Raw genomic sequence first — 20406 nt, 5'->3', positions numbered from 1 at the left:
AAAGCCCCAACCAGACAAATCTGGTTGAGGCCGGCATTCGAAAAGTGGCTCATTCCCGATGGAAATTTAAGCCTGATTCCTCACCCTGGAGGATTTACCTTGCCGGCCTCTCTGGACCAAATTTAAAGGTTCTATCAGGTTGACTTTATTCAATTCCTGCGAGAATGACGACTCTTTCTTCTTGATCAATTTCCGCTAAACGGACGGATATGACTTCTTTGCGGGATGTGGGAACATTCTTGCCGACATAGTCAGCCCGAATGGGAATCTCTTTGTGTCCCCGGTCAATTAGGACAGCCAATTGTACCACCTCTGGTCTGCCCAAGTCCATGATGGCATCAAGGGCTGCCCTTACGGTACGGCCAGTATAAAGCACATCATCCACCAGTACAACTTTTTTACCTGTGATGGGAAAAGCTACTTCTGTCTGATGAACTTGGGGCTGATTAGCCAGAGTGGTTAAATCGTCTCGATAAAGGGTGATATCCAGGATACCCACTGGCACACTGGTCCCTTCGATATCATTGATAAACTTAGCCAACCTTTGGGCCAAAGGCACACCACGACGTCGAATACCGATCAAAACTAGGTTTTCGACCCCTTTATTGCGCTCTATAACCTCATGGGCAATGCGCACCATTGCTCTTCTCATACCTTTATCGTCAAGTATTTGAGCCTTTTCCTTTAAATCACGTTCATTCATCGTTAGACACCTCCGTAATAGTCGTTAGCTATTCGTCGTTAGCCGTCCCCTTGAGTCATTCATTCATAAAGTAGTTTATGTACAGCGGAAAGTTATATACTATCAGTCATGCAAAAAACCTACCTTCCGGTAGGTATAGTTTAACTCTGATCCACGAGTAAATCTATATCCTTACCGGCTTCTCTGAACCAACTTAAAGGATTTATATCGAAACTTAGTTTATCATTGCTTTTTACCACTGTCAACCAAAAGATCAAAATAGCCATGACCCCCAAGGCCCATCGCCCACAACCCCCTGCTTTTGCCAGGAACCCCTTGAACGCTTTAATTCGAGTGAAGCCCCGGGATGCCCGGTTCATTGTCCACAATAATCCGTTAAAAACAAAAAAGCCGCAATTGCGACTTTTTTGTTTTTAACTAGTTATATTGATACTATTTGTTGCTTTTTCTCCAAATATTCATTGACTCTGCATCTTTGATCAATTCTTCTCTGAAGTCAGGATGTGCAATATTGATTAAAGCTTCGGCACGTTCCCATGTGCTCTTACCTTTCATATTGGCAATCCCCTGTTCAGTTACGATCATATGTGCAGCAGATCTTGGGCAAGTCACGATAGCACCAGGAGTTAGAATTGGTTTTATTGCAGATACTCTCTTACCTTTGATTTCTTTAACAGATGGTGTACACACGAAGCTTTGTCCGCCCTTTGATTTATAAGCACCTTCTACAAAATCAAGCTGTCCGCCAGTGCCGCTGATATGTTTGGTTCCTGCACTCTCAGAACATATCTGGCCAAACAGATCTACCTCAACGCAGGCATTGATTGAAACAAAGTTGTCTATCTGTGCAATTATTGAGGGATGATTTGTATAATCAACATTGTAAGCTACGCAACCGGGGTTATCATCAATATAATCGTATAATTTTTGTGAACCCATGGCAAATGAGAACACTTGCTTATACTTATCTAAATTTTTATACTTACCTGTGATTTTTCCGGCTTCTGCCATTTTAACATAAGCGTCGACATACATTTCGGTGTGAACACCCAGATCTTTTAAGTCGGATGCTGCTATCATCGCACCAACAGCATTCGGAACACCACCGATACCCAATTGGATACAACAACCGTCTCTCAATTTACCGATGATGTTTCCAGCTAACTGAACATCAATTTCACTGGGAGGGTTATCGGGTAAGGTTGGAATGTTGTTATCAACTTCGATTACATAATCTACCCTAGAGATATGTATACATTCCTGTCCGCCGCCCAATACACGAGGCATCTTGGGGTTAACTTCTAAAATCCTGTATTGAGCCGTTTCAAAGGCTGCCATTGCACTTGGTGCACCTGCTCCCCAGCTGAAATAACCGTGTTTATCCATCGGACTGACCTGAGCGACAAAAACATTATTGGGCACGCAGTTTTCTTTTGTCATCGGAACGATTTCATGGAATTTCATAGGAATATAATAAAGCCCTTTGTTGATCCAAGCCTTGTCATGTCCAGCAACATGCCAACTGTTCCAGGTGAAAACTTCATTGCTGGCTTCCAGGGTATAATGGGGGTAAGCACCGATATCAACACGTATATTTACATCTTTTAGTTCGTCTTTGCGTTTGGCAAGAGCTTTATCAAAGGCATCAGAACATGCAATACCAAAAGCATATTCTACCCAATCACCGGATTTTACTACTTTTGCTGCCTCATCAGCAGAAACAAGCTTCTTTTTGTACTCTTCTACATAACTTGAAAACATAAATAGCTTCCCCTTTCATCTATATATTAAGTTAATAGTAGTATAAATGAAAATATGTCTTTCAGCAAGACTTATTCTCGAAATATTGTGTTAATTCTGTAATAATGTTACCCTGAAATGTTTCTGAGAAAATGTCACCCTGGATAGAATGAAGGGATGATACTGAAATAAGCTATATGTTGCGGTTGTCTGCTAGATGGGAAAATGACTATCCGTGAGGCTGCGGAAATTTTAAACTTAAGCGAACGCCAAGTAAAACGCATTAAAAAGGGAGTTAAGGAGCAAGGCAAAGCGTTCGTAATTCCTTCGCTCTCCCCAAACGGACAAGTTATCAATCGAAGAGCAATTACGTGGAATAGAGGTCAAATATTAAAAAATACAACCAGAAGAAAATAGCTATGACCCCCAAGGCTCATAGCTATCTAAGGTCTGCTTATACCATAAAATATTAGCGCAACACCGCTAAAAATAATTCCTAATTTGCTTAATGAGATCTTTCCTGCGAGGCCTGCCAAACCTAAGGTTGTTACGATAATCATGACAGAGGGTCCGACCAGAGCTAAAACGGCATTAATTTTGAGGGCGGTTTCTACCCGTCCATATTTTAACATTAACATGGCGGCTGTCATTTCAATACTGGCGGATAAACAGCGTAACATGGCCATGGCAAAAACTATTTTATCTGCGACAAAAAACACATGATCCCTCCGTTGCTATTTTTTCCATAACTTTAAATATGCTGGTTGAACCTGTTAAATGCATAGGAATATCGTTTCGGAGACAAAATATTTTCGCTGATCACAAATTTAAGGACGTGATTTTTTTGTCGCAGGCAGCATCCAATGGACAGCAAGAAAACAAAGTGAATAAATTTACATTGGCAGCTCTGGCCGGTATTCCCTTAATCATGGTACTGGGAAATTCGATGTTAATTCCTGTAATGCCACAAATGGCAAAATCGCTCAATGTCTCACAAATGCAAATTAGTCTACTTATTACTCTGTTCTCTGTGCCAGCGGGAATTGTTATACCCTTCGCCGGTTTTTTATCAGACCGTTTTGGTAGAAAAAAAATAATTATCCCCGGTCTTTTTTTATATGGGCTAGGGGGACTCCTGGCTGGTGCTGCCGCCTTAATTTTTAAAGAGAACGCTTTTCACTGGATCTTGGGGGGCCGGATTATCCAAGGTATTGGTGCTGCGGGCACAGCACCAATCGCCATGGCCTTTTGCGGGGATTTATGGAAAGGAAAGGAACGGGCCAAATCCTTGGGTGTCATTGAAGCTTCCAATGGTTTGGGTAAAGTAGCCAGCCCCATTCTTGGTTCCTTGGTGGCTTTAATCGCCTGGTGGGCCATTTTCTTTTTCTTTCCCATTGTTATCGCCATCGTTATCCTGGGAGTTTGGTTTTTTTGTAAAGAACCTGAGTCAAAAAAGGAACCCAAAAAGGTAAATGAGTATGTTAGCTCCATTAAGAAAATATTTAAGAAAAAATCTCCCTTGCTCTTAACCAGTTTTTTTGCAGGTTCTACAGCCCTTTTAATCCTGTTCGGGGTATTATTTTATCTTTCCGACTACCTGGAAAAAAAATATGGTCTGGAAGGTGTTAGAAAGGGTGCCGTCCTTGCCATCCCTTTATTATTTATGAGTACAACTTCCTATATTACCGGTGCCTTAATCAAAAAGAAATTTAAATTAATGAAATGGCTGGTGGTCATTGGACACAGTTTAATTGCCGCATCCTTAGTCACACTACCTTTATTTAATAATGTCTATATCTTTTTTGTTGGCATTTCTGTGGCGGGAATAGGTACTGGTTTCGTGTTGCCCTGCCTCAATACTTTAATTACCAGCTCAACGGAAAAGGATGAAAGAGGCTTAGTGACCTCATTATATGGCAGTGTCCGTTTTCTTGGTGTTGCCGCAGGACCTCCCTTATTTGGATGGTTAGTATCAAAGGGGCCAGATATTATGTTTTGGGCCTCAGCCGGTTTGGCTGCGGTATCTGCAATCCTTTCCTTTATCTTTATTAAGGTTAAGGCAATTCAATCATCCCAGGAGAAGGATAGTACTGCAAAGCCAAAGCAACCAAAACAGATTATTGTTAAACAGGTAAAACATTCCTTCTTAATTTATAATTCCTTAACTTGGCGTTCTAAATCATCTTTCGTTACCCGTAAGCCCATGCCCGAAAAAAGCATGGATAGGATAATGGATAGGATAAATGAGGTTGTACAGGTAAATAATGGCGAGTCCAAAAATTAGTGACCACTAAAGGGATCACGGCATAAATTAATCTCAGAATAAAGCCTTTCACATTCCTATGACGTATAAAAAGGAGGTGTCAGACGTTCCGCCTTAGCGGATCGTGAGAGGAGCTGTTGGTTAATGAACATTCGTGGGGGGAAATACTCCTGGCAGGAACTACTCCAATTTCCATTGGGTAAGAGAATAAGTAAACCTCGCTTAACCGGTATGTCTATGGTCATCGACAAAGGGTTAGGTTTGGGTGAGACGAGAGACCTTCTAAACCTGTCCGCCAACTACATTGATTTTTTAAAACTTGGTTTTGGCACTTCAGCATTGTATGATAACGATATTTTAGAAGAGAAAATCCACTTAGTACGTTCACATGGTGTCGATATCTACCCCGGGGGTACATTTTTAGAAGTAGCAATCCTTCAGGACAAGCTCAGACAATATTTGGCAATGGCCAGGGATTTTGGCTTCACAGCCATTGAGGTTTCAGATGGTACAATTGATCTGGATTTAAACCTACGTGCTGAGGCAATTACAACTGCAGTGGAAATGGGATTCAAGGTTTTAACGGAGGTGGGTAAGAAGGATCCCAATGATGAGGTGGAGATTAAGGAAATTGTTCAGTTAGTTAATCATGATTTGTCCTATGGGGCTACCCATGTAATTGTGGAAGGGCGGGAGTCTGGCAAAGCAGTTGGACTTTATGATAAGGATGGTAATTTGATTGTGTCGGATTTAGAAGAACTGGTCTATGGCATTGGTGATGCTTCTCGTTTAATCTGGGAAGCTCCCCTTAAAGAGCAACAACAGGAGTTAATTATCCGATTTGGTCCAAATGTTAATATCGGCAATGTGAATCCTCATGAGGTATTGGCACTGGAGGCCCTAAGGGTTGGTCTAAGGGCAGATACCCTTAAAGCAGTCTTACTCCATCATACAAAATAATCATCCTAACTTTATTCGTGCTAGTCGTTACCATGGTCGCATATATATTCTATATAAAACCTGTCCATTAAAAGGAGCTAAGTCTATGTACTCCGGAGAAACGACCATGGTAATCTTGCTGCTTATTGGCTTAGTGGCTAAATCTAACCTTATTGCCAGCTGCGCCAGCATTATATTAATATTTCAATTTAGTAAATTGGATTTTATTTTTCCCTATTTAGAAACCCATGGCTTAGAGTTAGGCCTGCTATTTTTGTTGCTCTCCATTCTAGTACCCATCGCCACAGACAAGGTTACCACCCGTGATTTACTTTACAATGTCTCCTCACTACCAGGATTAATGGCCATTGTCGGCGGGATACTAGCTACCCACTTAAACAGTGAGGGTTTAAAACTTATGCAAATTGATCCAAGCATTATCTTTGGCTTAATCGTGGGATCCGTGATCGGTATTATCTTTTTTAACGGCCAGCCGGTGGGGCCCCTGATGGCAGCCGGGGTTGCAGCTCTTTTCGCAGAAGTATTAGTCTGGTTTCAGTAATAGACTAATACATTTTTATTTGCACCATTTGAACCACTTGTGCAATAAAACCCCCAATTACCGGCAAATTAAGCATCACCAGTTTTCGTAAGACAAACAGTAGTGCAGCACCTAGAATGGTAAATCCTACGGCAATGCCTAAGCCCCTGGCAATGCCTGAAATGAAATTAACCCATAAAAGACGCTTCGTATCCCCGAGCAGTTCAACATATTCCGTTAATTTCATTTTTTCCATATTTTTGGCCAATAGGTCAATTCTTTTCTGTAATGAAAGCATTCCCTGATTTACCTGTTCCATAAAAAACGCCTCCTAACATTATTGTTAGCAGGTGGGAAAGTTTTATACAACCTTTAGCTATTAACTGTTAGCCGTTAGCTATGGCAGTCTGCTTCGATACCAAAGGTCCTTGGCTATTTACGCCTTGGACCTTTCCTGTATGTCCTTTGGAGTTTTCCCAAATCAATAGCTAATGGCTAAGTTCTTCCCAATTTTCGCAGAACCCTTTGGAACACTTCCGGCAAGGGGGACTGAAATTCTAGGTATTGGCCGGAGGTGGGATGCTTAAAACCAAGGATTTTGGCATGCAGAAGTTGGCCATTTAAATTAAAAGGGTCCTTAGCTGGTCCATATTTGGGATCACCCACCAATGGAAATCCAAGATAACTCATATGGACTCTTATTTGGTGTGTACGGCCTGTCTCCAAGCGGCATTCGATCATGGTATAATCACCAAAGCGTTCTAATACGGTAAAATGTGTAACGGCCGGCTTAGAATTTCGATTGATCACAGCCATTCTCTGTCTCTCCCTGGGGTCACGGCCGATGGGTGCATTGATTGTACCCGCATCTTTTTTTATATTGTGATGAACTAAGGCCTGATAACGTCTGGTAACGGTTCTGTCCTTTAATTGTTGGGCCAGGCTTTGGTGAGCATGATCATTTTTGGCAACCATAATCAGACCGGATGTGTCTTTATCTAAACGATGCACAATGCCCGGCCTCATAATGCCATTAATACCGGACAAGTCATGGCAATGATATAGCAGTGCATTTACTAAGGTGCCACTGGTATTCCCCTCCGCTGGATGAACCACCATCCCCCTTGGTTTGTTTACCACCACCACATCACGATCTTCATAGTAAATATCAAGGGGAATATTCTCAGCTTCAACCCTTAATTCCTCAGCCGGAGGAATTTGGATGCAGACAAGCTCCCCGATCTTTAATTTATGATTCGCTTTACCGGGTTTATCATTTACTGTAACATAACCATCTTCAATAAGTTTTTGAATATGAGATCGGCTGAGATCCTCACACTGGCTGGTTAAGAAAATATCAAGCCTTATTTTCGCTCGTTCCGCTGTTACTTCATAAGTAAAGGATTCCACAAATAACACCTCGAATTAGCTGTTAGCTTTTAGCCTTTGGCTGTAGCATTCGGTTTTGGCTAATGGCGAACGGATTATAGAAAAGAGCCCTTTAATACCGATTGGCATTAAAAAGCTCTTAATCTGCATATCGTTAATTTTTCAAACTATGGATGGGGGCGGGAATGCGTCCGCCCCTGGATACGAATTCCAGGGAACTGGATTGTTTCACAGGAATTATGGGGGCATGGCCTAATAACCCGCCAAATTCAACTCGGTCGCCGATTGCTTTACCAGGGGCAGGGATGATTCTAACTGCGGTTGTTTTAAAGTTGATCATGCCAATGGCCATCTCATCGGCGATAATGGCTGCAATGGTTTCTGCGGTAGTATCCCCGGGAATAGCAATCATATCCAGGCCCACAGAACACACACAGGTCATTGCCTCTAGTTTTTCCAAGGTAAGAATACCACGTTCGGCGGCCCGGATCATACCTGCATCCTCACTCAAGGGAATAAAGGCACCGGACAAACCACCCACGTAAGATGAAGCCATGGCTCCTCCCTTCTTAACAGCGTCATTAAGCAGGGCTAAGGCTGCTGTCGTACCATGGGTCCCACAGCATTCCAAACCCATAGCCTCAAGTACTTCCGCCACACTATCACCCACTGCCGGGGTAGGGGCCAGGGATAGGTCCACAATGCCAAAGGGTACACCCAATTTTCCGGCAGCTGCTCGCCCTACCAATTCACCCATACGGGTGATTTTGAAGGCAGTCTTTTTGACTGTTTCAGCCAGTGTGCCAAAATCAGATCCCTTGACCTTCTCCACAGCGTTTTTAACTACACCCGGGCCGCTAACTCCTACGCTAACAACACACTCTGCCTCACCAATACCATGAAAGGCTCCTGCCATAAAGGGATTGTCCTCGGGAACGTTACAGAAAACGACCAGCTTGGCACAGGCCAAGCCATCCTTATCCGCAGTTCTGGCGGCACAATCCTTAACCACTTGCCCCATAAGGTAAACGGCATCCATGTTGATACCATCCTTAGTGGTAGCTACATTAACGGAAGAACAAACCCTTTCGGTGGCAGCCAGAGCTTCGGGGATTGAGTTGATTAATATTCTATCACCCTTGGTAAATCCCTTGTGCACTAAGGCAGAAAAACCACCAATAAAGTTTACACCCACTTCTTTGGCAGCCTTATCCATGGCTTCAGCAAAAACTGTATAATTATCAGCAGCACTGCTTTCGGCCACCAAGGAAATTGGCGTGACTGAAATACGTTTATTAATAATGGGGATACCATATTCACGTTCAATTTCTTCGCCGGTTTTAACTAAATTAGCTGCTTGTTTGGTAATCTTATCATATATCCTTTGACAGGCCTTCGCCGCGTCAGCATCGGCGCAATCCCTCAGACTAATACCCATGGTAATGGTACGTATATCAAGATTCTCTTCCTGTACCATACGAATGGTCTCCAGAACTTCATTTACACTGTACATATATACCTCCTAGGCTGCCACAATTAAATCCGGTGCATATATCGATATACATCCTCATGCTGAGCATCTATTTTTAAACCTAATTCCTGGCCCAAGTTATTTAGTTTTTCCTTTAAGTTTTCAAAGGAAAGGTTACTCTTTTCCATATCTGCCACCAACACCATAGCAAAAAACTCTTGCAAAATGGTTTGGCTAATATCTAGAATATTTATGCTGTGTTCTGCCAAAATCGTAGCTACCTTTGCTATAATACCTACTTTGTCTTGACCAATAACTGTGACGATAATCCTGTTGCCTTGCTGTTGACTATCCAGTTTCTCTAACATAAAGTTCCTCCTCCATCGGGGTGAATATGCTTAGAAAAGCTTGGCTCGTTTATGCCCTTAAGGCTACGCATACCCTAATGGGCACGCGAGCCCATAGCACGAGCCTTCGCTTTTCTATACGATCATCCTTAAAATCTTATAATTCCTGATAGTAAAATAAAGCGCGAGGTTTATCCCCCGCGCTTTATTTTGTTGTATTATGCCGTAGCCTTTTCAGCAGCTTTACGTGCCTTTTGCCTTCGTCTTAAGTCGAACCACATTGGAGCTGCAATAAAGATCGATGAGTAGCACCCGACTATAACACCAATTAACAGTAGGGAGATAAAATTGTGGATGGTGCTGCCGCCAAAGATTAATAATGCTAGCAGCACAAACACCACTGTTAATACAGTATTAATGGAACGAGCCATGGTTTGCCAGAGGGATTTGTTAACCAATTCCGCCAGCTCTTCCTTACGGTTTATTCTCAAATTTTCGCGGATACGATCAAAAATTACAATGGTATCATTAATAGAATAACCAATAATGGTTAACACCGCAGCTACAAAGGTGCTGTCTATCTCGATTTGTAATAGTGAGGCAAAACCAACCATTACCATAACGTCGTGCATCTGGGACACAATGGCAGATATACCTTGCAGGAACTCAAAACGCCAAGTGATATAGAGAATCATTAAAACAGAAGCAATTATCAATGACAAAATAGCTTGTCTGGTAAGTTCTTTGCCTACAACCGGACCCACCAGTTCATTTCGCAGCATGGTGGCTCCGCCCAATTTTTCACTAATGTCATTAAAGGCCTTTTCACTCGCTACCTGGGATAAAGCATGGGTTCTGATGATATACGTATTTTCTCCACTGGTTTGGATTTTGCTGTCTTCCAACTGATGCTCAGCTAGGGCAGTGCGAATTTGATCTGCTGTTACTGCTTGATTAAACCTCAGCTCCACAAAGTTACCACCGGTAAAATCAATGCCTAGGTTGAGCCCCCGTGTGAATAGTGAAACTACACCAACAAGGATAATGACCAGGGAGATAATATAAAATATTTTTCTGGATTTTATAATATGAAACATTTAATTTACCCCCCTACGCACCGTATAATTTGGTATTTTTAATACCAGTACTTGCTGTAAGATGCAGCATCCACCTGGTAAAGGTGATGGCTGTAAACATACTGGTCAGAATCCCCACAGAAAGAGCCACGGCGAAACTTTTGATGGGGCCGGAACCAAAGTAGAAAAGTACCACGGCAGCAATCAGAGTGGTAACGTTGGAGTCAAGAACCGCCACAAAGGCACGTTTAAACCCTGATTCGATAGAGGAACGCAGACTCTTGCCGCTCTTTAACTCTTCCTTTACACGTTCAAAGATAATAACGTTGGCATCCACCGCCATACCTAAAGACAGTACAAAGGCCGCTATACCAGGTAGGGTTAGCACCACATTCATGGCTGCATAAATCATCAGCACGATTACCCCATAAACGATCAAGGCAAAGTTGGCCACCATGCCAGGTAAACGATAATACCCTAACATAAAAAGGAAAATGGCAACAATTCCTATGGCTGCAGCCTTAATGGATTTACTAAGGGAATCAGCACCCAAACTGGGACCTACGGTTCTTTTTTCAATAACCTCTGTTTTCAGGGGCAAAGCACCGGATTTTAGCAAAACTGCCATCGTATGGGCTTCATCAAGACTGGCATAGCCAGTAATTCTGGCTTTTCCACCAGTAATAGGCTCTGACACCACGGGGGTTTGTAAGACTTTATCATCCAGGATAATGGCGATAGGCCTGCCGACATTTTCACTGGTGGCCTCGGCAAATTTCCTGGTACCTTCATTGTTAAACTCCAAACCCACTTCTACCGCATTGGAGGTTGGGTCCATGGATTCCACGGCATTCTTTAAATCAGCACCAGTCAGAATGGTATGGCCATCTTCGGTTTTAAATTCAAGATAGGCTGTTTTTACAATTTCTTCCACTGCTTTTTCAGGATCTTTAATACCGGCCAATTCTACGATAAGGCGATTGTTACCCTCTTGCTGGACAATGGGTTCCGAAACACCAAAGGCATTGACCCGGCGTTCAATGGTTTCCTGAAGTTGTCTCATGGTTTCCTTATTTACCTTGGCCTGGTCAGTATCCTTGGCCTCCAGAGCCACATGAACGCCGCCTTGTAAATCCAGGCCCAGAGGTATTTGATTCGTCAGCGGTAGCCACTTTACATTCGGGAAGATGGGCTGCACACTAAAAGCTGCGATGACAATTACTGCGATGACAACTGCAAAGAGTCTGAGTACTCTACCCCATTTCATCTCCAAATTTCCCCCTTTTATACTACAGATAAACAAAAATAATTATATACCCGCTAAAATATCCTGTCAATTAAGGCAATCTTCTAATTATAGTAATTTGGCTCCATTAATTACCAATTGAAAGTTACAACCCAGGTAATTTGCGGCCCTTCGACAAAGGGTCATCCTGCTGAGAAATATTTCAAAATACTCCATTACGGGACAAATTTCAATATCTATGTTTAATTCCATGGTAATGGTTCTTATATCGTCATTAACATAAACAAAGGCATGGGATGCAGCATAATTAACCCTGTCATGGATGTCGAAGGTAGCAAAATCCTGATTGCGCACCCTGGAACGGTGTACATCGGATTTGTCTGCCACAATTAATGCCGCAGCCACCGTATTGACTGGGTAGCCATATTGTTCTTCATGATTAGCGATAGCCGAAGTCACCATGCACACCTCTTCCGGCGACATACCCATATTTAATAGAAGATTAAAGGCAATATTGGCACCGGAAATACCATGATCATTACGATTAATGACGTTCCCTATATCATGCATATAGCCGGCAATGGCAGCAAGCTCACATTCCCTTTGGGGCCTACCCAATTTTTCTAAAATATTTCTGGCTATACTGGAAACCAAGTTAATATGCCGATAACTATGTTCGGTAAAACCCATAACTCCAAGATACTCATTACCTTTACGAATGCAAGCATCGACCATCGGATTCTCTTTGACATCTTCTAGAGTTATGTTCAAGGAAACCACTCCTTTTAGGCCGTCAGCAGCCATCAACTTTCAAATCTTCAGCTTTTTTGGGCTTTGGAATTTGAGTCATGGGCCTTGGGCTTTTGTGTATGTTAAAATAGAGTAGGACTGGCCTACTCTATTTTTTCTATGACAATTTTAACTTATTTAATCCTCGTCTTTCTTTTCGGTAACCTGTGCGATGGCACTTTTTAACAATTCCACATGTACCTTATCAGCGATCCTTACAACAATTGAGTTTTCTTTGATCTTAATGATTGAACCCAAAAGCCCTCCCACGGTAACGATATGATCACCTACATTGAGACCTTTGATCATGGCTGCGTGTTGTTTTTGTCTTTTTTGTTGAGGTCTGATCATTAAGAAGTAAAGGATAGCAAATAACGCTACAATGTAAATAATAGAAGCTGTCTGTGGACCAAAATTCAAAACAAGAACCTCCCTTCTGCATCATCAATTTAAAATTCTTTATTTTTATTTATTTCCCTGCCAAATTAAGAAAATTTATCCTGCATTAAAAACTTTTAAAAATTCTTCTCGGTATGCCAATAAACGATCCTCACGAATGGCCTGACGAATGTTTTCCATTAAATCCTGTAGAAAATGTAAATTATGGATGGTTGTTAAACGAATCCCTAAAATTTCATCGGCTTTGATAAGGTGTCGAATATAGGCCCGGGAGTAATTTTGGCAGGCATAGCAGTTGCAATGCTTATCCATCGGTGAAAAATCTCTGGCATATTCGGCATTTCGTACGGTCAATTTGCCGTTACGGGTAAATACCGTGCCGTTACGGGCAATGCGGGTTGGCAGTACACAGTCAAACATATCAATTCCCCGGACAACCCCTTCAATCAAACAATCCGGTGAGCCAACGCCCATTAGGTAACGTGGTTTGTCCTCTGGCATGATCGGCATAAGGTTATCCAGCACTTCATACATTAGTTCCTTAGGTTCCCCCACCGAGAGACCCCCTATACCATAACCAGGAAAATCCAGGGCAATCAATTCACGGGCACTGCGTTCACGCAGATCCGTGAATACGCCGCCCTGAACAATACCAAACAAGGCTTGATCCTTTCTGGTATGGGCTTTTTTGCATCTTTCTGCCCACCTGGTGGTGCGTTCTAAGGCCGCCACGGCGTATTCCTTATCGCAGGGGTAAGGGGCACATTCATCAAAGGCCATTGCGATATCTGCACCCAAGGCCTGTTCTATTTCCATCACCTTTTCCGGTGTAAAGAAATGTTTCGATCCATCAATGTGGGAGCGGAACTCCACTCCATCCTCTGTAATGGTCCTTAGGGGCCCCAGGCTAAATACCTGAAAGCCGCCGCTGTCTGTAAGAATGGGGCCGTCCCAATTCATAAATTGATGGAGTCCCCCGGCTTCCTTTATTAAGTCATGGCCCGGACGTAAATAAAGGTGGTAGGTATTACTAAGAATCAGTCTGCCGCCGGTTTGTTTTACTTCCTCCGGAGTCATTGTTTTTACGGTGGCCTGGGTGCCAACCGGCATAAAAATCGGCGTCTCGACCACGCCGTGGGGGGTGGTCAATTCCCCAAGCCTGGCTCTGGTATGTTTTTCTTTCTTTTTAATCTCAATTTTAACTGGCATACTTCCTCCTAAATAATCAACATCGCGTCTCCAAAACTAAAGAAACGATAGTTTTCTTGCACTGCCTCCTGATAGGCCTGTAATATTTTTTCTCTCCCGGCCAGTGCGCTAATTAACATGAGCAGGGTGGATTTTGGCAAATGAAAATTTGTGATTAAACCATCCATTACTTTGAACCGATAGCCAGGATAAATAAAAATGTCCGTAAGTCCTGAACCAGCCATCACTTGTCCCTCTGGGTTGGAGGATGTTTCTAAACAGCGTACGCTGGTGGTGCCCACCGCTATGATGCGTTCTCCCTGCTCCTTCGCCTGGTTAATTATCTCTGCGGCCTGAGGAGTTATTTCATAATATTCCTGATGCATAGGATGATTGGTGATATCTTCCACCTGTACAGGTCGAAAGGTACCTAAGCCAACATGCAGGAGAACGTATACTATTTTTATTCCTTTAGCTCTAATTTCTTCCAGCAGCTGCTGGGTAAAATGAAGCCCGGCGGTAGGTGCAGCGGCTGATCCTTCTTGCCGGGCATAAACCGTCTGGTAACGTTGTTTATCCGCCAGTGGCTTCCGAATATATGGAGGCAGCGGCATCGTACCAATCTGCTCCAATACATTCAGAAAAGATCCCTGGTAGGTAAATTCAATTACTCTGCCACCCACTTCCGTATGGCCGATGATTTTCCCCTGCATTAAACCTGCACCAAAGTCCAGGGTTTCGCCCACCTTAGCTTTTTTCCCAGGTTTAACCAGGGTTTCCCATTGGTTGGTGGAAATTTGCCTGAGTAATAAAACTTCAATTTTTGCTCCGGTGGATATTTTAGACCCATAGATCCGGGCTGGTAAAACCTTGCTATCGTTCATTACCAGCACATCCCCGGGTCTTAGATATTCAAGTATGTCTCTGAAATTTCTATGCTCTGTTTTATCACGATCCCTGTGAACAACCATTAATCTGGATTGATCTCTTTGTGTTAATGGTTCCTGGGCTATTAGTTGTTCCGGTAATGCAAAATCAAAATCTGCTAGCTGCAATCTGGAAACTCCTTTTGGTCTGGAATTTATAGCCTATTTGTAGTATTCCTGAATATTCCTAACCGTATAACTAAATGTTGGAAAAACGCATAAATTAGGTTTTTCGACGAATTTTTACTAATTCCTTCATTTGGCTGTTTTTTTATCTTAACGCCTGAAAAATAAATTGAGTATCACAGTAAGCAGGATACTTAAGAGAATGGAAGTAGCCAAAGGAAAATAAAAGGAGAAGTTACCTTTTCTAAAAAAAATATCCCCAGGTAGTTTACCGATACCAGGTATTTTGCCGCCTAGAAATAGCAAGCCACCAAATATGACCATTAAAACCCCTGCAAATATGAGCATTTTTGCCATGGATTCAAAGGGTGCCACTTATTTTCCTCCCTTTCTGTGAGGGGGCTTGCAGTATCGATCTCTTTCGCTGTAAATACAACCGCAATATTGTTGCCGGTACATGGCCAGTTCTTTGGATTTTGTGGTAGCTTCTTTAAAGCCCGGTCGAAAGTCTTCATAATAAAAGGGTATGTTGTATTGTTCCGCCAGGTTTTCCCCTATTTCTCGTATCAGTTCATGTTTTTGAAAGGGGCTTACCAGCAGGGTGGTCGTAAAGGCGTCAAAGTTACCTTTCTTTGCTATCTGGGCAGCCCTTCTAAGGCGCATGTTGTAGCACATTTGGCAACGTCTGGCCTCCCGATGGACAACCTCTTGCAGGTATTCATCCAGTCTGTATTCATCATCGAAGATGACTTGCCAGTTTTGCTGTTCTGCGTATTCGGCTAATTGGTCTCGGCGTTTTTTAAATTCTGTGTAGGGGTGGATGTTGGGGTTGTAAAAGAGACCGTAGACTTCGAAGTCTTTACTGCGGAGGGTGTCCAACGGGTAGATGGAACAGGGGCCGCAGCATGTGTGTAGTAGGATTTTTTTCATTTTTAATCACCATGTTTTAATAGTTTTGGGTAATTCGTCATTATATCTAAAATACAAAAGGTGTATAGGGGGAATATTGCATCAGCGGGGGGTGCTATCGTTATCCCCCTTCGCTCCTGGGCTCCGCGCCGATAATCTTGTGCCCTAAAGGGTACTCTAAGACTCGTTCCAGGCGAAATCATCTTGTCCCCGCATTTTAGGGAGGGTCCGCCTTAGATTCGACGTCCTGTCTCAGCTAAGGCTGCTTGTCCTCTGATTTCGCCCTCCACTTGTCAAGAGCTATTAACGACGCTCCGCCAAAGTCGCTCAGGGGGATAACGATAGCACTTACTGGTTTGACAGGTTTTAGTTTCACTGAGAGTTTAGAATTTATGGCCTGCGGCCTAAGGCTTAAAGCACAAGGTCCATGGCTCATGGCCGTTATTTTCAGCTAACAACCTAGGTGCCTGGTTCTTGCCGCAGCAAAGTCCTTCAAACTAAGGTAACCTTACAAGCGAGCAAGTGCCTGGCACCGTCGAATGATTAAAAAGTTTTTCAGTAAGCTAAAACAGTGTTCCTTGCTCATTGTTTTCCTGTTCTGCCTTCGCCATAGGAATACCCAAATGCTTATAGGCCTGGGGTGTAACAATCCTGCCTCTGGGTGTTCTGGTTATCAGTCCCAATTGCATCAGATAGGGTTCCAGGACATCTTCCACTGTATCTGTTTCTTCGCTGATAGCTGCTGCGATGGTATCTAGGCCCACGGGGCCGCCGTTGAATTTTTCGATGATATTTTGTAACAAACGGCGGTCGGTGTGATCCAAGCCAAGGGGGTCCACTTCAAAGAATTCCAGTGCTGCTGAGGCAACTGCCGCTGTTATTTCCCCCTGGGCCTTGACCTGGGCGTAGTCGCGGACACGTTTCAGCAAGCGATTGGCAACCCTTGGTGTACCACGGGATCTGTGGGAAATTTCTTCGGCGCCGGGTTTTTCGATGGCTACATTTAATATGTCCGCGGTCCTGGTAACTATTTTGGTCAAATCCTCGGTATTATAAAACTCTAACCTACTGATGATACCAAAGCGATCCCTTAAGGGTGAGGCCAGCATGCCGGCTCTGGTGGTGGCACCAATCAGGGTGAATTTGGGTAGGTCCAAGCGAATGGAGCGGGCACCCGGGCCCTTACCCAGGACGATATCCAGGGCAAAGTCTTCCATTGCCGGGTATAATATTTCCTCCACCGCTTTGCTCAAGCGGTGGATTTCGTCAATAAAAAGCACATCCCCCGGGCCAAGGTTGGTTAAAATGGCTGCCAGGTCTCCCTGCCTTTCAATGGCTGGTCCAGAGGTGGTGCGAATGTTAACCCCCATCTCATTGGCGATAATATTGCTGAGGGTGGTCTTCCCTAAGCCAGGCGGTCCAAACAATAAAACATGATCCAGGGGTTCTCCCCTTAAGCGTGCTGCCTCAACAAAGATGGAGATGGTTTCCTTCACCTTATGTTGGCCAATATATTCATTTAATCTGCGGGGACGCAGACTTAACTCCAGGTCATTATCTTCATTCTGGGCGTTAGCAGAAATAAGTCGTTCCGACATGTAGGTACCTCCAAATTACCTGGACGGTGCCAGTTCTTTGAGAGCGGTTTTAATTAATAGCGACAGGTCCGCTATGGAACCATCTCTTTGGGCCTTCTTCACAGCATCCTTTGCCTCAGTCTGTGAATAACCCAAAGCCAAAAGTGCCTCAACGGCTTCATCACTGCCCGTCCCAGGCAAGGTGAAACTGGGCTGCAGATCCTTTTCTACCACCGTTAGACCCTTTAGTTTATCCTTAAGTTCCAGCAATATCCTTTGGGCCGTCTTTTTCCCAACTCCTGGAACCTTCACCAACTGACTGACGTCCTGTAAAGCAATCGCAGACTGAAGTTGACCGGGCGGCAAATGAGAAATCACTGCTAAAGCAACCTTCGGCCCTACCCCCGCCACATCCAGCAGGGTTAAAAAGCATTCCTTTTCATCCTCGCCCGAGAACCCAAAAAGCTGCATTGCATCTTCCCTTACAGACATATAAGTAAAAAACTTAACCTCCTGCCCCAGGGCGGGTAAGGGAGTTGTCGAGGGTATCCTGACTTGATAACCAAGCCCATTTACATCCACCACCACCAAGCCAGGTCCAGCACCGGCTAAAATCCCTTTTACATATGCAATCATCGAATTCTTCCTCCAAAAGTTGAACTCCACTGGGCATGACAAATTGCTATGGCCAACGCATCCGCCACATCATCCGGCTTAGGAATCTCCGGCAGACCCAGCAGCATTTTAACCATAAACTGCACCTGCTGCTTTTCGGCCTTACCATACCCGGTTACAGCCTGCTTTACTTGTAGGGGTGTATATTCAGCAACAGGAATATCCGAACAAGCCCCCGCCAACAGCGCAATCCCCCTGGCATGTCCTACGGCTAAGGCAGTACGGGCATTCTTGTTAAAAAACAGCTCCTCCACCGCCATACAGTGGGGTTGGTAGGTTTTAATGATATCTAAAAGTCCCTGATAAATCCTTTTTAACCTCAGATCCAACGATAACTCAGGCCCGGTTCGCAAACAACTATAAGTAATCGGTCTGTAGCGATTGCCAATACATTCAACCACACCATAACCAGTAATGGCTGTGCCAGGATCTATGCCCAAAATGATCATTCATTACCTCCAGAATAGCTAGCTGGGAATATTATACTACAAACTATTGTTCTGTTCTCTCACAGTAATTTCCTGCTTGAAAAAAGGAAATCAACCGTTTTCCTGTAGCCATCGGCCATGGGCCAAAACCCACTATACTAAGTTTAGTACCAAAACGGAGTTTCCAAGCAATAACCAACAAAAAACCCGGCCTTTTCCACCGGGTTTTCCTACACGCTAATCCTCCTGAAGTTCATCCAAATTCTCCAATATCGCATTCAAAGCATCCTCATTCTGAAATTCAAACTCATAACGCAGCATCGCCTGTGTCTCAGGCGTCATTTGAAAGAAATCCATCACCTGCTGCAGCTTAACCTGATATTCCGCAGATAAAGTTTGCACCGGCATTTTCTCCTCAAGCCTTAAAAGCTTTTGATTATACCCCATCGGCCCCTGATAAATTGCCACCTTATCATCATGAATCCCTAAATGCCTAAAATTCCGATGATAACCACAAAACTCATCCACCTTCCGTTGAGCCACAATTTCATTGCTGCCATAATTTAGGTTGAAACCCTGGGCCCCATAGAGATCATTAAGACCCTTTTCATCATTGACTGGTAGAGATTTGACCTTCTTTCTGGCCACCTCTTCAACGTCACCACAGAGAAAAATATTTTCCTCCCGAATCATCGTCTCTGGTCCAAAAGCCTTTTTCTTGTCCTGGGCAAATACCTGTAAAGAAGAAAAATAATTTACCTTGCCACCAGGCCCACCACTATCCAGGCAGATGCCTACTATAAATAGGGCTATGGCACTGCCAAGACCCAAAAATAATAACCTTCTCCTCATACTAACCACTCCTTTGGATGGTTAGTATTGCCATTTTTTAAAAAAACAAAACCGGGTCCCCCCGGTTTATTCCTCTTCGAAGTTTGTAAAGACCTCTTGAACATCATCATTATCTTCTAATAACTCAATCATCTTATTCATCTTTTCCGCCAGATCACCCTGTAGCTTCACCGTACTTTGCGGCACCATGGTTAACTCCGCATCAGCCACCGGCAGTCCTTGCTCCTCAAGGGCAGCCTTTACAGCTCCAAAATCCGCCGGCGCAGTCGTTACCTCAAAACTATCTTCTTCTGCCTTTACATCCTCGGCACCGGCTTCCAAAGCAGCCAACATCATATCATCTTCACTTAGATCCGTTTCCTGGCGATCAATAATAATCATACCTTTTTCGTTGAACATCCAGCCTACACAGCCAGTTTCACCTAGGTTGCCGCCATATTTCGTTAAAATATGTCTGACTTCACCGGCCGTTCGATTACGATTATCCGTGGCGACATTTAGTAAAATCGCAGCACCACCCGGCCCATAGCCTTCGTAGCTGAATTCCTCAAAGTTGGCCCCGTCGCCACCACCAGCGCCTTTTTGAATCGCCCTTTGAATATTATCATTTGGAATATTGGCTACTTTAGCCTTCTCAATGGCTGCCTTTAGCCTCATATTGCCATTTGGATCAGGGCCGCCATTTCTGGCAGCAATAATAATTTCCTTCGACAGCCTTGTAAATATTTTACCCCTTTGGGCATCAACCTTAGCTTTCTTACGTTTAATTGTTGACCATTTAGAGTGTCCAGACAAAAAAATCCCTCTTTCCTTGAAAAAAGC

Annotated in this window: 24 protein-coding genes; 4 read left to right on the top strand and 20 right to left on the bottom strand. The window is 43.6% G+C overall.

Annotation, left to right across the window (positions count from 1 at the left end; all coding sequences use genetic code 11):
- Nucleotides 1–145: 145 nt before the first annotated feature.
- Both pyrR and AC1U9Z_RS09580 read right to left on the bottom strand, forming a co-directional pair.
- Complete coding sequence (pyrR, locus tag AC1U9Z_RS09585; protein WP_333530888.1) at nt 146–703, bottom strand: bifunctional pyr operon transcriptional regulator/uracil phosphoribosyltransferase PyrR; 558 nt, start codon at nt 701–703, stop codon at nt 146–148.
- Between the two features lie 432 nt (nt 704–1135).
- Nucleotides 1136–2464, bottom strand: a complete 1329-nt coding sequence (locus AC1U9Z_RS09580; protein WP_479957258.1) for an acetyl-CoA hydrolase/transferase family protein — start codon at nt 2462–2464, stop codon at nt 1136–1138.
- A gap of 204 nt (nt 2465–2668) precedes the next feature.
- Here AC1U9Z_RS09580 and AC1U9Z_RS09575 point away from each other — a divergent pair, with 204 nt between their 5' ends.
- Nucleotides 2669–2860, top strand: a complete 192-nt coding sequence (locus AC1U9Z_RS09575) for a helix-turn-helix domain-containing protein (protein ID WP_479957257.1) — start codon at nt 2669–2671, stop codon at nt 2858–2860.
- A gap of 26 nt (nt 2861–2886) precedes the next feature.
- On the opposite strand, the gene AC1U9Z_RS09570 is transcribed toward AC1U9Z_RS09575, so the two are convergent.
- The gene (locus tag AC1U9Z_RS09570) at nt 2887–3162 is read right to left on the bottom strand and encodes a YqhV family protein (RefSeq protein ID WP_333530890.1); all 276 of its coding nucleotides are present in this window, start codon (nt 3160–3162) and stop codon (nt 2887–2889) included.
- Between the two features lie 125 nt (nt 3163–3287).
- Between AC1U9Z_RS09570 and AC1U9Z_RS09565 the strand changes: the two genes are divergently transcribed.
- The 3 genes from AC1U9Z_RS09565 (at nt 3288) to AC1U9Z_RS09555 (ending at nt 6207) form a co-directional block, all read left to right on the top strand.
- Nucleotides 3288–4727, top strand: coding sequence for an MFS transporter (locus AC1U9Z_RS09565; RefSeq protein WP_479957256.1), 1440 nt, complete (start codon nt 3288–3290; stop codon nt 4725–4727).
- Nucleotides 4728–4850: 123 nt separating this feature from the next.
- Nucleotides 4851–5666 carry a phosphosulfolactate synthase gene (gene comA, locus AC1U9Z_RS09560; protein WP_333530892.1) on the top strand — a complete coding sequence of 272 codons (816 nt, stop codon included), beginning with the start codon at nt 4851–4853 and terminating at the stop codon, nt 5664–5666.
- Between the two features lie 85 nt (nt 5667–5751).
- Complete coding sequence (locus AC1U9Z_RS09555) at nt 5752–6207, top strand: DUF441 domain-containing protein (protein WP_333530893.1); 456 nt, start codon at nt 5752–5754, stop codon at nt 6205–6207.
- Between the two features lie 4 nt (nt 6208–6211).
- On the opposite strand, the gene AC1U9Z_RS09550 is transcribed toward AC1U9Z_RS09555, so the two are convergent.
- The 17 genes from AC1U9Z_RS09550 to AC1U9Z_RS09470 all read right to left on the bottom strand — a co-directional run bounded on the left by AC1U9Z_RS09550 (nt 6212) and on the right by AC1U9Z_RS09470 (nt 20379).
- On the bottom strand, nt 6212–6505 hold the full coding sequence (locus tag AC1U9Z_RS09550; RefSeq protein ID WP_333530894.1) for a DUF5665 domain-containing protein: 294 nt from the start codon (nt 6503–6505) through the stop codon (nt 6212–6214).
- Between the two features lie 176 nt (nt 6506–6681).
- Entirely contained in the window at nt 6682–7596 is a 915-nt protein-coding gene (locus tag AC1U9Z_RS09545) for an RluA family pseudouridine synthase (protein ID WP_333530895.1), read from the bottom strand.
- Between the two features lie 133 nt (nt 7597–7729).
- Nucleotides 7730–9088: a PFL family protein gene (locus AC1U9Z_RS09540; RefSeq protein ID WP_333530896.1), complete on the bottom strand. Its 1359-nt coding sequence runs from the start codon at nt 9086–9088 to the stop codon at nt 7730–7732.
- A gap of 23 nt (nt 9089–9111) precedes the next feature.
- Nucleotides 9112–9414 (bottom strand): ACT domain-containing protein, encoded by a 303-nt coding sequence (locus AC1U9Z_RS09535; protein WP_333530897.1) that lies wholly within the window; start codon nt 9412–9414, stop codon nt 9112–9114.
- 197 nt (nt 9415–9611) lie between these two features.
- Complete coding sequence (gene secF / locus AC1U9Z_RS09530) at nt 9612–10490, bottom strand: protein translocase subunit SecF (protein ID WP_479957255.1); 879 nt, start codon at nt 10488–10490, stop codon at nt 9612–9614.
- 13 nt (nt 10491–10503) lie between these two features.
- Nucleotides 10504–11736, bottom strand: coding sequence for a protein translocase subunit SecD (secD, locus tag AC1U9Z_RS09525; protein ID WP_479957254.1), 1233 nt, complete (start codon nt 11734–11736; stop codon nt 10504–10506).
- Between the two features lie 87 nt (nt 11737–11823).
- Nucleotides 11824–12486 (bottom strand): HD domain-containing protein, encoded by a 663-nt coding sequence (locus AC1U9Z_RS09520; protein ID WP_333530900.1) that lies wholly within the window; start codon nt 12484–12486, stop codon nt 11824–11826.
- A gap of 156 nt (nt 12487–12642) precedes the next feature.
- Nucleotides 12643–12924: a preprotein translocase subunit YajC gene (gene yajC / locus AC1U9Z_RS09515; protein ID WP_333530901.1), complete on the bottom strand. Its 282-nt coding sequence runs from the start codon at nt 12922–12924 to the stop codon at nt 12643–12645.
- 75 nt (nt 12925–12999) lie between these two features.
- The gene (gene tgt, locus AC1U9Z_RS09510; RefSeq protein ID WP_333530902.1) at nt 13000–14112 is read right to left on the bottom strand and encodes a tRNA guanosine(34) transglycosylase Tgt; all 1113 of its coding nucleotides are present in this window, start codon (nt 14110–14112) and stop codon (nt 13000–13002) included.
- A gap of 8 nt (nt 14113–14120) precedes the next feature.
- Complete coding sequence (gene queA / locus AC1U9Z_RS09505) at nt 14121–15146, bottom strand: tRNA preQ1(34) S-adenosylmethionine ribosyltransferase-isomerase QueA (RefSeq protein ID WP_333530903.1); 1026 nt, start codon at nt 15144–15146, stop codon at nt 14121–14123.
- Nucleotides 15147–15293: 147 nt separating this feature from the next.
- Nucleotides 15294–15518 (bottom strand): DUF2905 domain-containing protein, encoded by a 225-nt coding sequence (locus AC1U9Z_RS09500; protein WP_333530904.1) that lies wholly within the window; start codon nt 15516–15518, stop codon nt 15294–15296.
- Nucleotides 15519–16073 carry an epoxyqueuosine reductase QueH gene (locus AC1U9Z_RS09495; protein ID WP_333530906.1) on the bottom strand — a complete coding sequence of 185 codons (555 nt, stop codon included), beginning with the start codon at nt 16071–16073 and terminating at the stop codon, nt 15519–15521.
- A 542-nt stretch (nt 16074–16615) separates the two neighbouring features.
- Nucleotides 16616–17650 carry a Holliday junction branch migration DNA helicase RuvB gene (ruvB, locus tag AC1U9Z_RS09490; protein WP_333530907.1) on the bottom strand — a complete coding sequence of 345 codons (1035 nt, stop codon included), beginning with the start codon at nt 17648–17650 and terminating at the stop codon, nt 16616–16618.
- 15 nt (nt 17651–17665) lie between these two features.
- Nucleotides 17666–18265 carry a Holliday junction branch migration protein RuvA gene (gene ruvA, locus AC1U9Z_RS09485; RefSeq protein WP_479957253.1) on the bottom strand — a complete coding sequence of 200 codons (600 nt, stop codon included), beginning with the start codon at nt 18263–18265 and terminating at the stop codon, nt 17666–17668.
- Nucleotides 18262–18753 carry a crossover junction endodeoxyribonuclease RuvC gene (gene ruvC / locus AC1U9Z_RS09480; protein ID WP_333530909.1) on the bottom strand — a complete coding sequence of 164 codons (492 nt, stop codon included), beginning with the start codon at nt 18751–18753 and terminating at the stop codon, nt 18262–18264. Before ruvC ends, ruvA begins: the two co-directional genes overlap by 4 nt.
- Before the next feature lie 216 nt (nt 18754–18969).
- The gene (locus AC1U9Z_RS09475; RefSeq protein WP_479957252.1) at nt 18970–19584 is read right to left on the bottom strand and encodes a hypothetical protein; all 615 of its coding nucleotides are present in this window, start codon (nt 19582–19584) and stop codon (nt 18970–18972) included.
- A gap of 66 nt (nt 19585–19650) precedes the next feature.
- On the bottom strand, nt 19651–20379 hold the full coding sequence (locus tag AC1U9Z_RS09470; protein ID WP_333530912.1) for a YebC/PmpR family DNA-binding transcriptional regulator: 729 nt from the start codon (nt 20377–20379) through the stop codon (nt 19651–19653).
- Nucleotides 20380–20406 lie beyond the last annotated feature (27 nt).

This window comes from Desulfotomaculum sp. (assembly GCF_982386235.1).
The sequence above is the reverse complement of the archived record's forward strand: the minus strand, read 5'-3'. Positions and strand labels throughout refer to the sequence as shown.

What these genes read in the sequence shown, in the direction of transcription:
- AC1U9Z_RS09575 (WP_479957257.1), top strand. Translation starts at nt 2,669, where the DNA reads ATGACTATCCGTGAGGCTGCGGAAATTTTAAACTTAAGCGAACGCCAA.
- AC1U9Z_RS09495 (WP_333530906.1), bottom strand. Translation starts at nt 16,073, where the DNA reads ATGAAAAAAATCCTACTACACACATGCTGCGGCCCCTGTTCCATCTAC.
- ruvC (WP_333530909.1), bottom strand. Translation starts at nt 18,753, where the DNA reads ATGATCATTTTGGGCATAGATCCTGGCACAGCCATTACTGGTTATGGT.
- AC1U9Z_RS09555 (WP_333530893.1), top strand. Translation starts at nt 5,752, where the DNA reads ATGTACTCCGGAGAAACGACCATGGTAATCTTGCTGCTTATTGGCTTA.
- secD (WP_479957254.1), bottom strand. Translation starts at nt 11,736, where the DNA reads ATGAAATGGGGTAGAGTACTCAGACTCTTTGCAGTTGTCATCGCAGTA.
- AC1U9Z_RS09475 (WP_479957252.1), bottom strand. Translation starts at nt 19,584, where the DNA reads ATGAGGAGAAGGTTATTATTTTTGGGTCTTGGCAGTGCCATAGCCCTA.
- ruvB (WP_333530907.1), bottom strand. Translation starts at nt 17,650, where the DNA reads ATGTCGGAACGACTTATTTCTGCTAACGCCCAGAATGAAGATAATGAC.
- AC1U9Z_RS09580 (WP_479957258.1), bottom strand. Translation starts at nt 2,464, where the DNA reads ATGTTTTCAAGTTATGTAGAAGAGTACAAAAAGAAGCTTGTTTCTGCT.
- pyrR (WP_333530888.1), bottom strand. Translation starts at nt 703, where the DNA reads ATGAATGAACGTGATTTAAAGGAAAAGGCTCAAATACTTGACGATAAA.
- secF (WP_479957255.1), bottom strand. Translation starts at nt 10,490, where the DNA reads ATGTTTCATATTATAAAATCCAGAAAAATATTTTATATTATCTCCCTG.
- tgt (WP_333530902.1), bottom strand. Translation starts at nt 14,112, where the DNA reads ATGCCAGTTAAAATTGAGATTAAAAAGAAAGAAAAACATACCAGAGCC.
- AC1U9Z_RS09535 (WP_333530897.1), bottom strand. Translation starts at nt 9,414, where the DNA reads ATGTTAGAGAAACTGGATAGTCAACAGCAAGGCAACAGGATTATCGTC.
- AC1U9Z_RS09540 (WP_333530896.1), bottom strand. Translation starts at nt 9,088, where the DNA reads ATGTACAGTGTAAATGAAGTTCTGGAGACCATTCGTATGGTACAGGAA.
- AC1U9Z_RS09550 (WP_333530894.1), bottom strand. Translation starts at nt 6,505, where the DNA reads ATGGAACAGGTAAATCAGGGAATGCTTTCATTACAGAAAAGAATTGAC.
- ruvA (WP_479957253.1), bottom strand. Translation starts at nt 18,265, where the DNA reads ATGATTGCATATGTAAAAGGGATTTTAGCCGGTGCTGGACCTGGCTTG.
- comA (WP_333530892.1), top strand. Translation starts at nt 4,851, where the DNA reads ATGAACATTCGTGGGGGGAAATACTCCTGGCAGGAACTACTCCAATTT.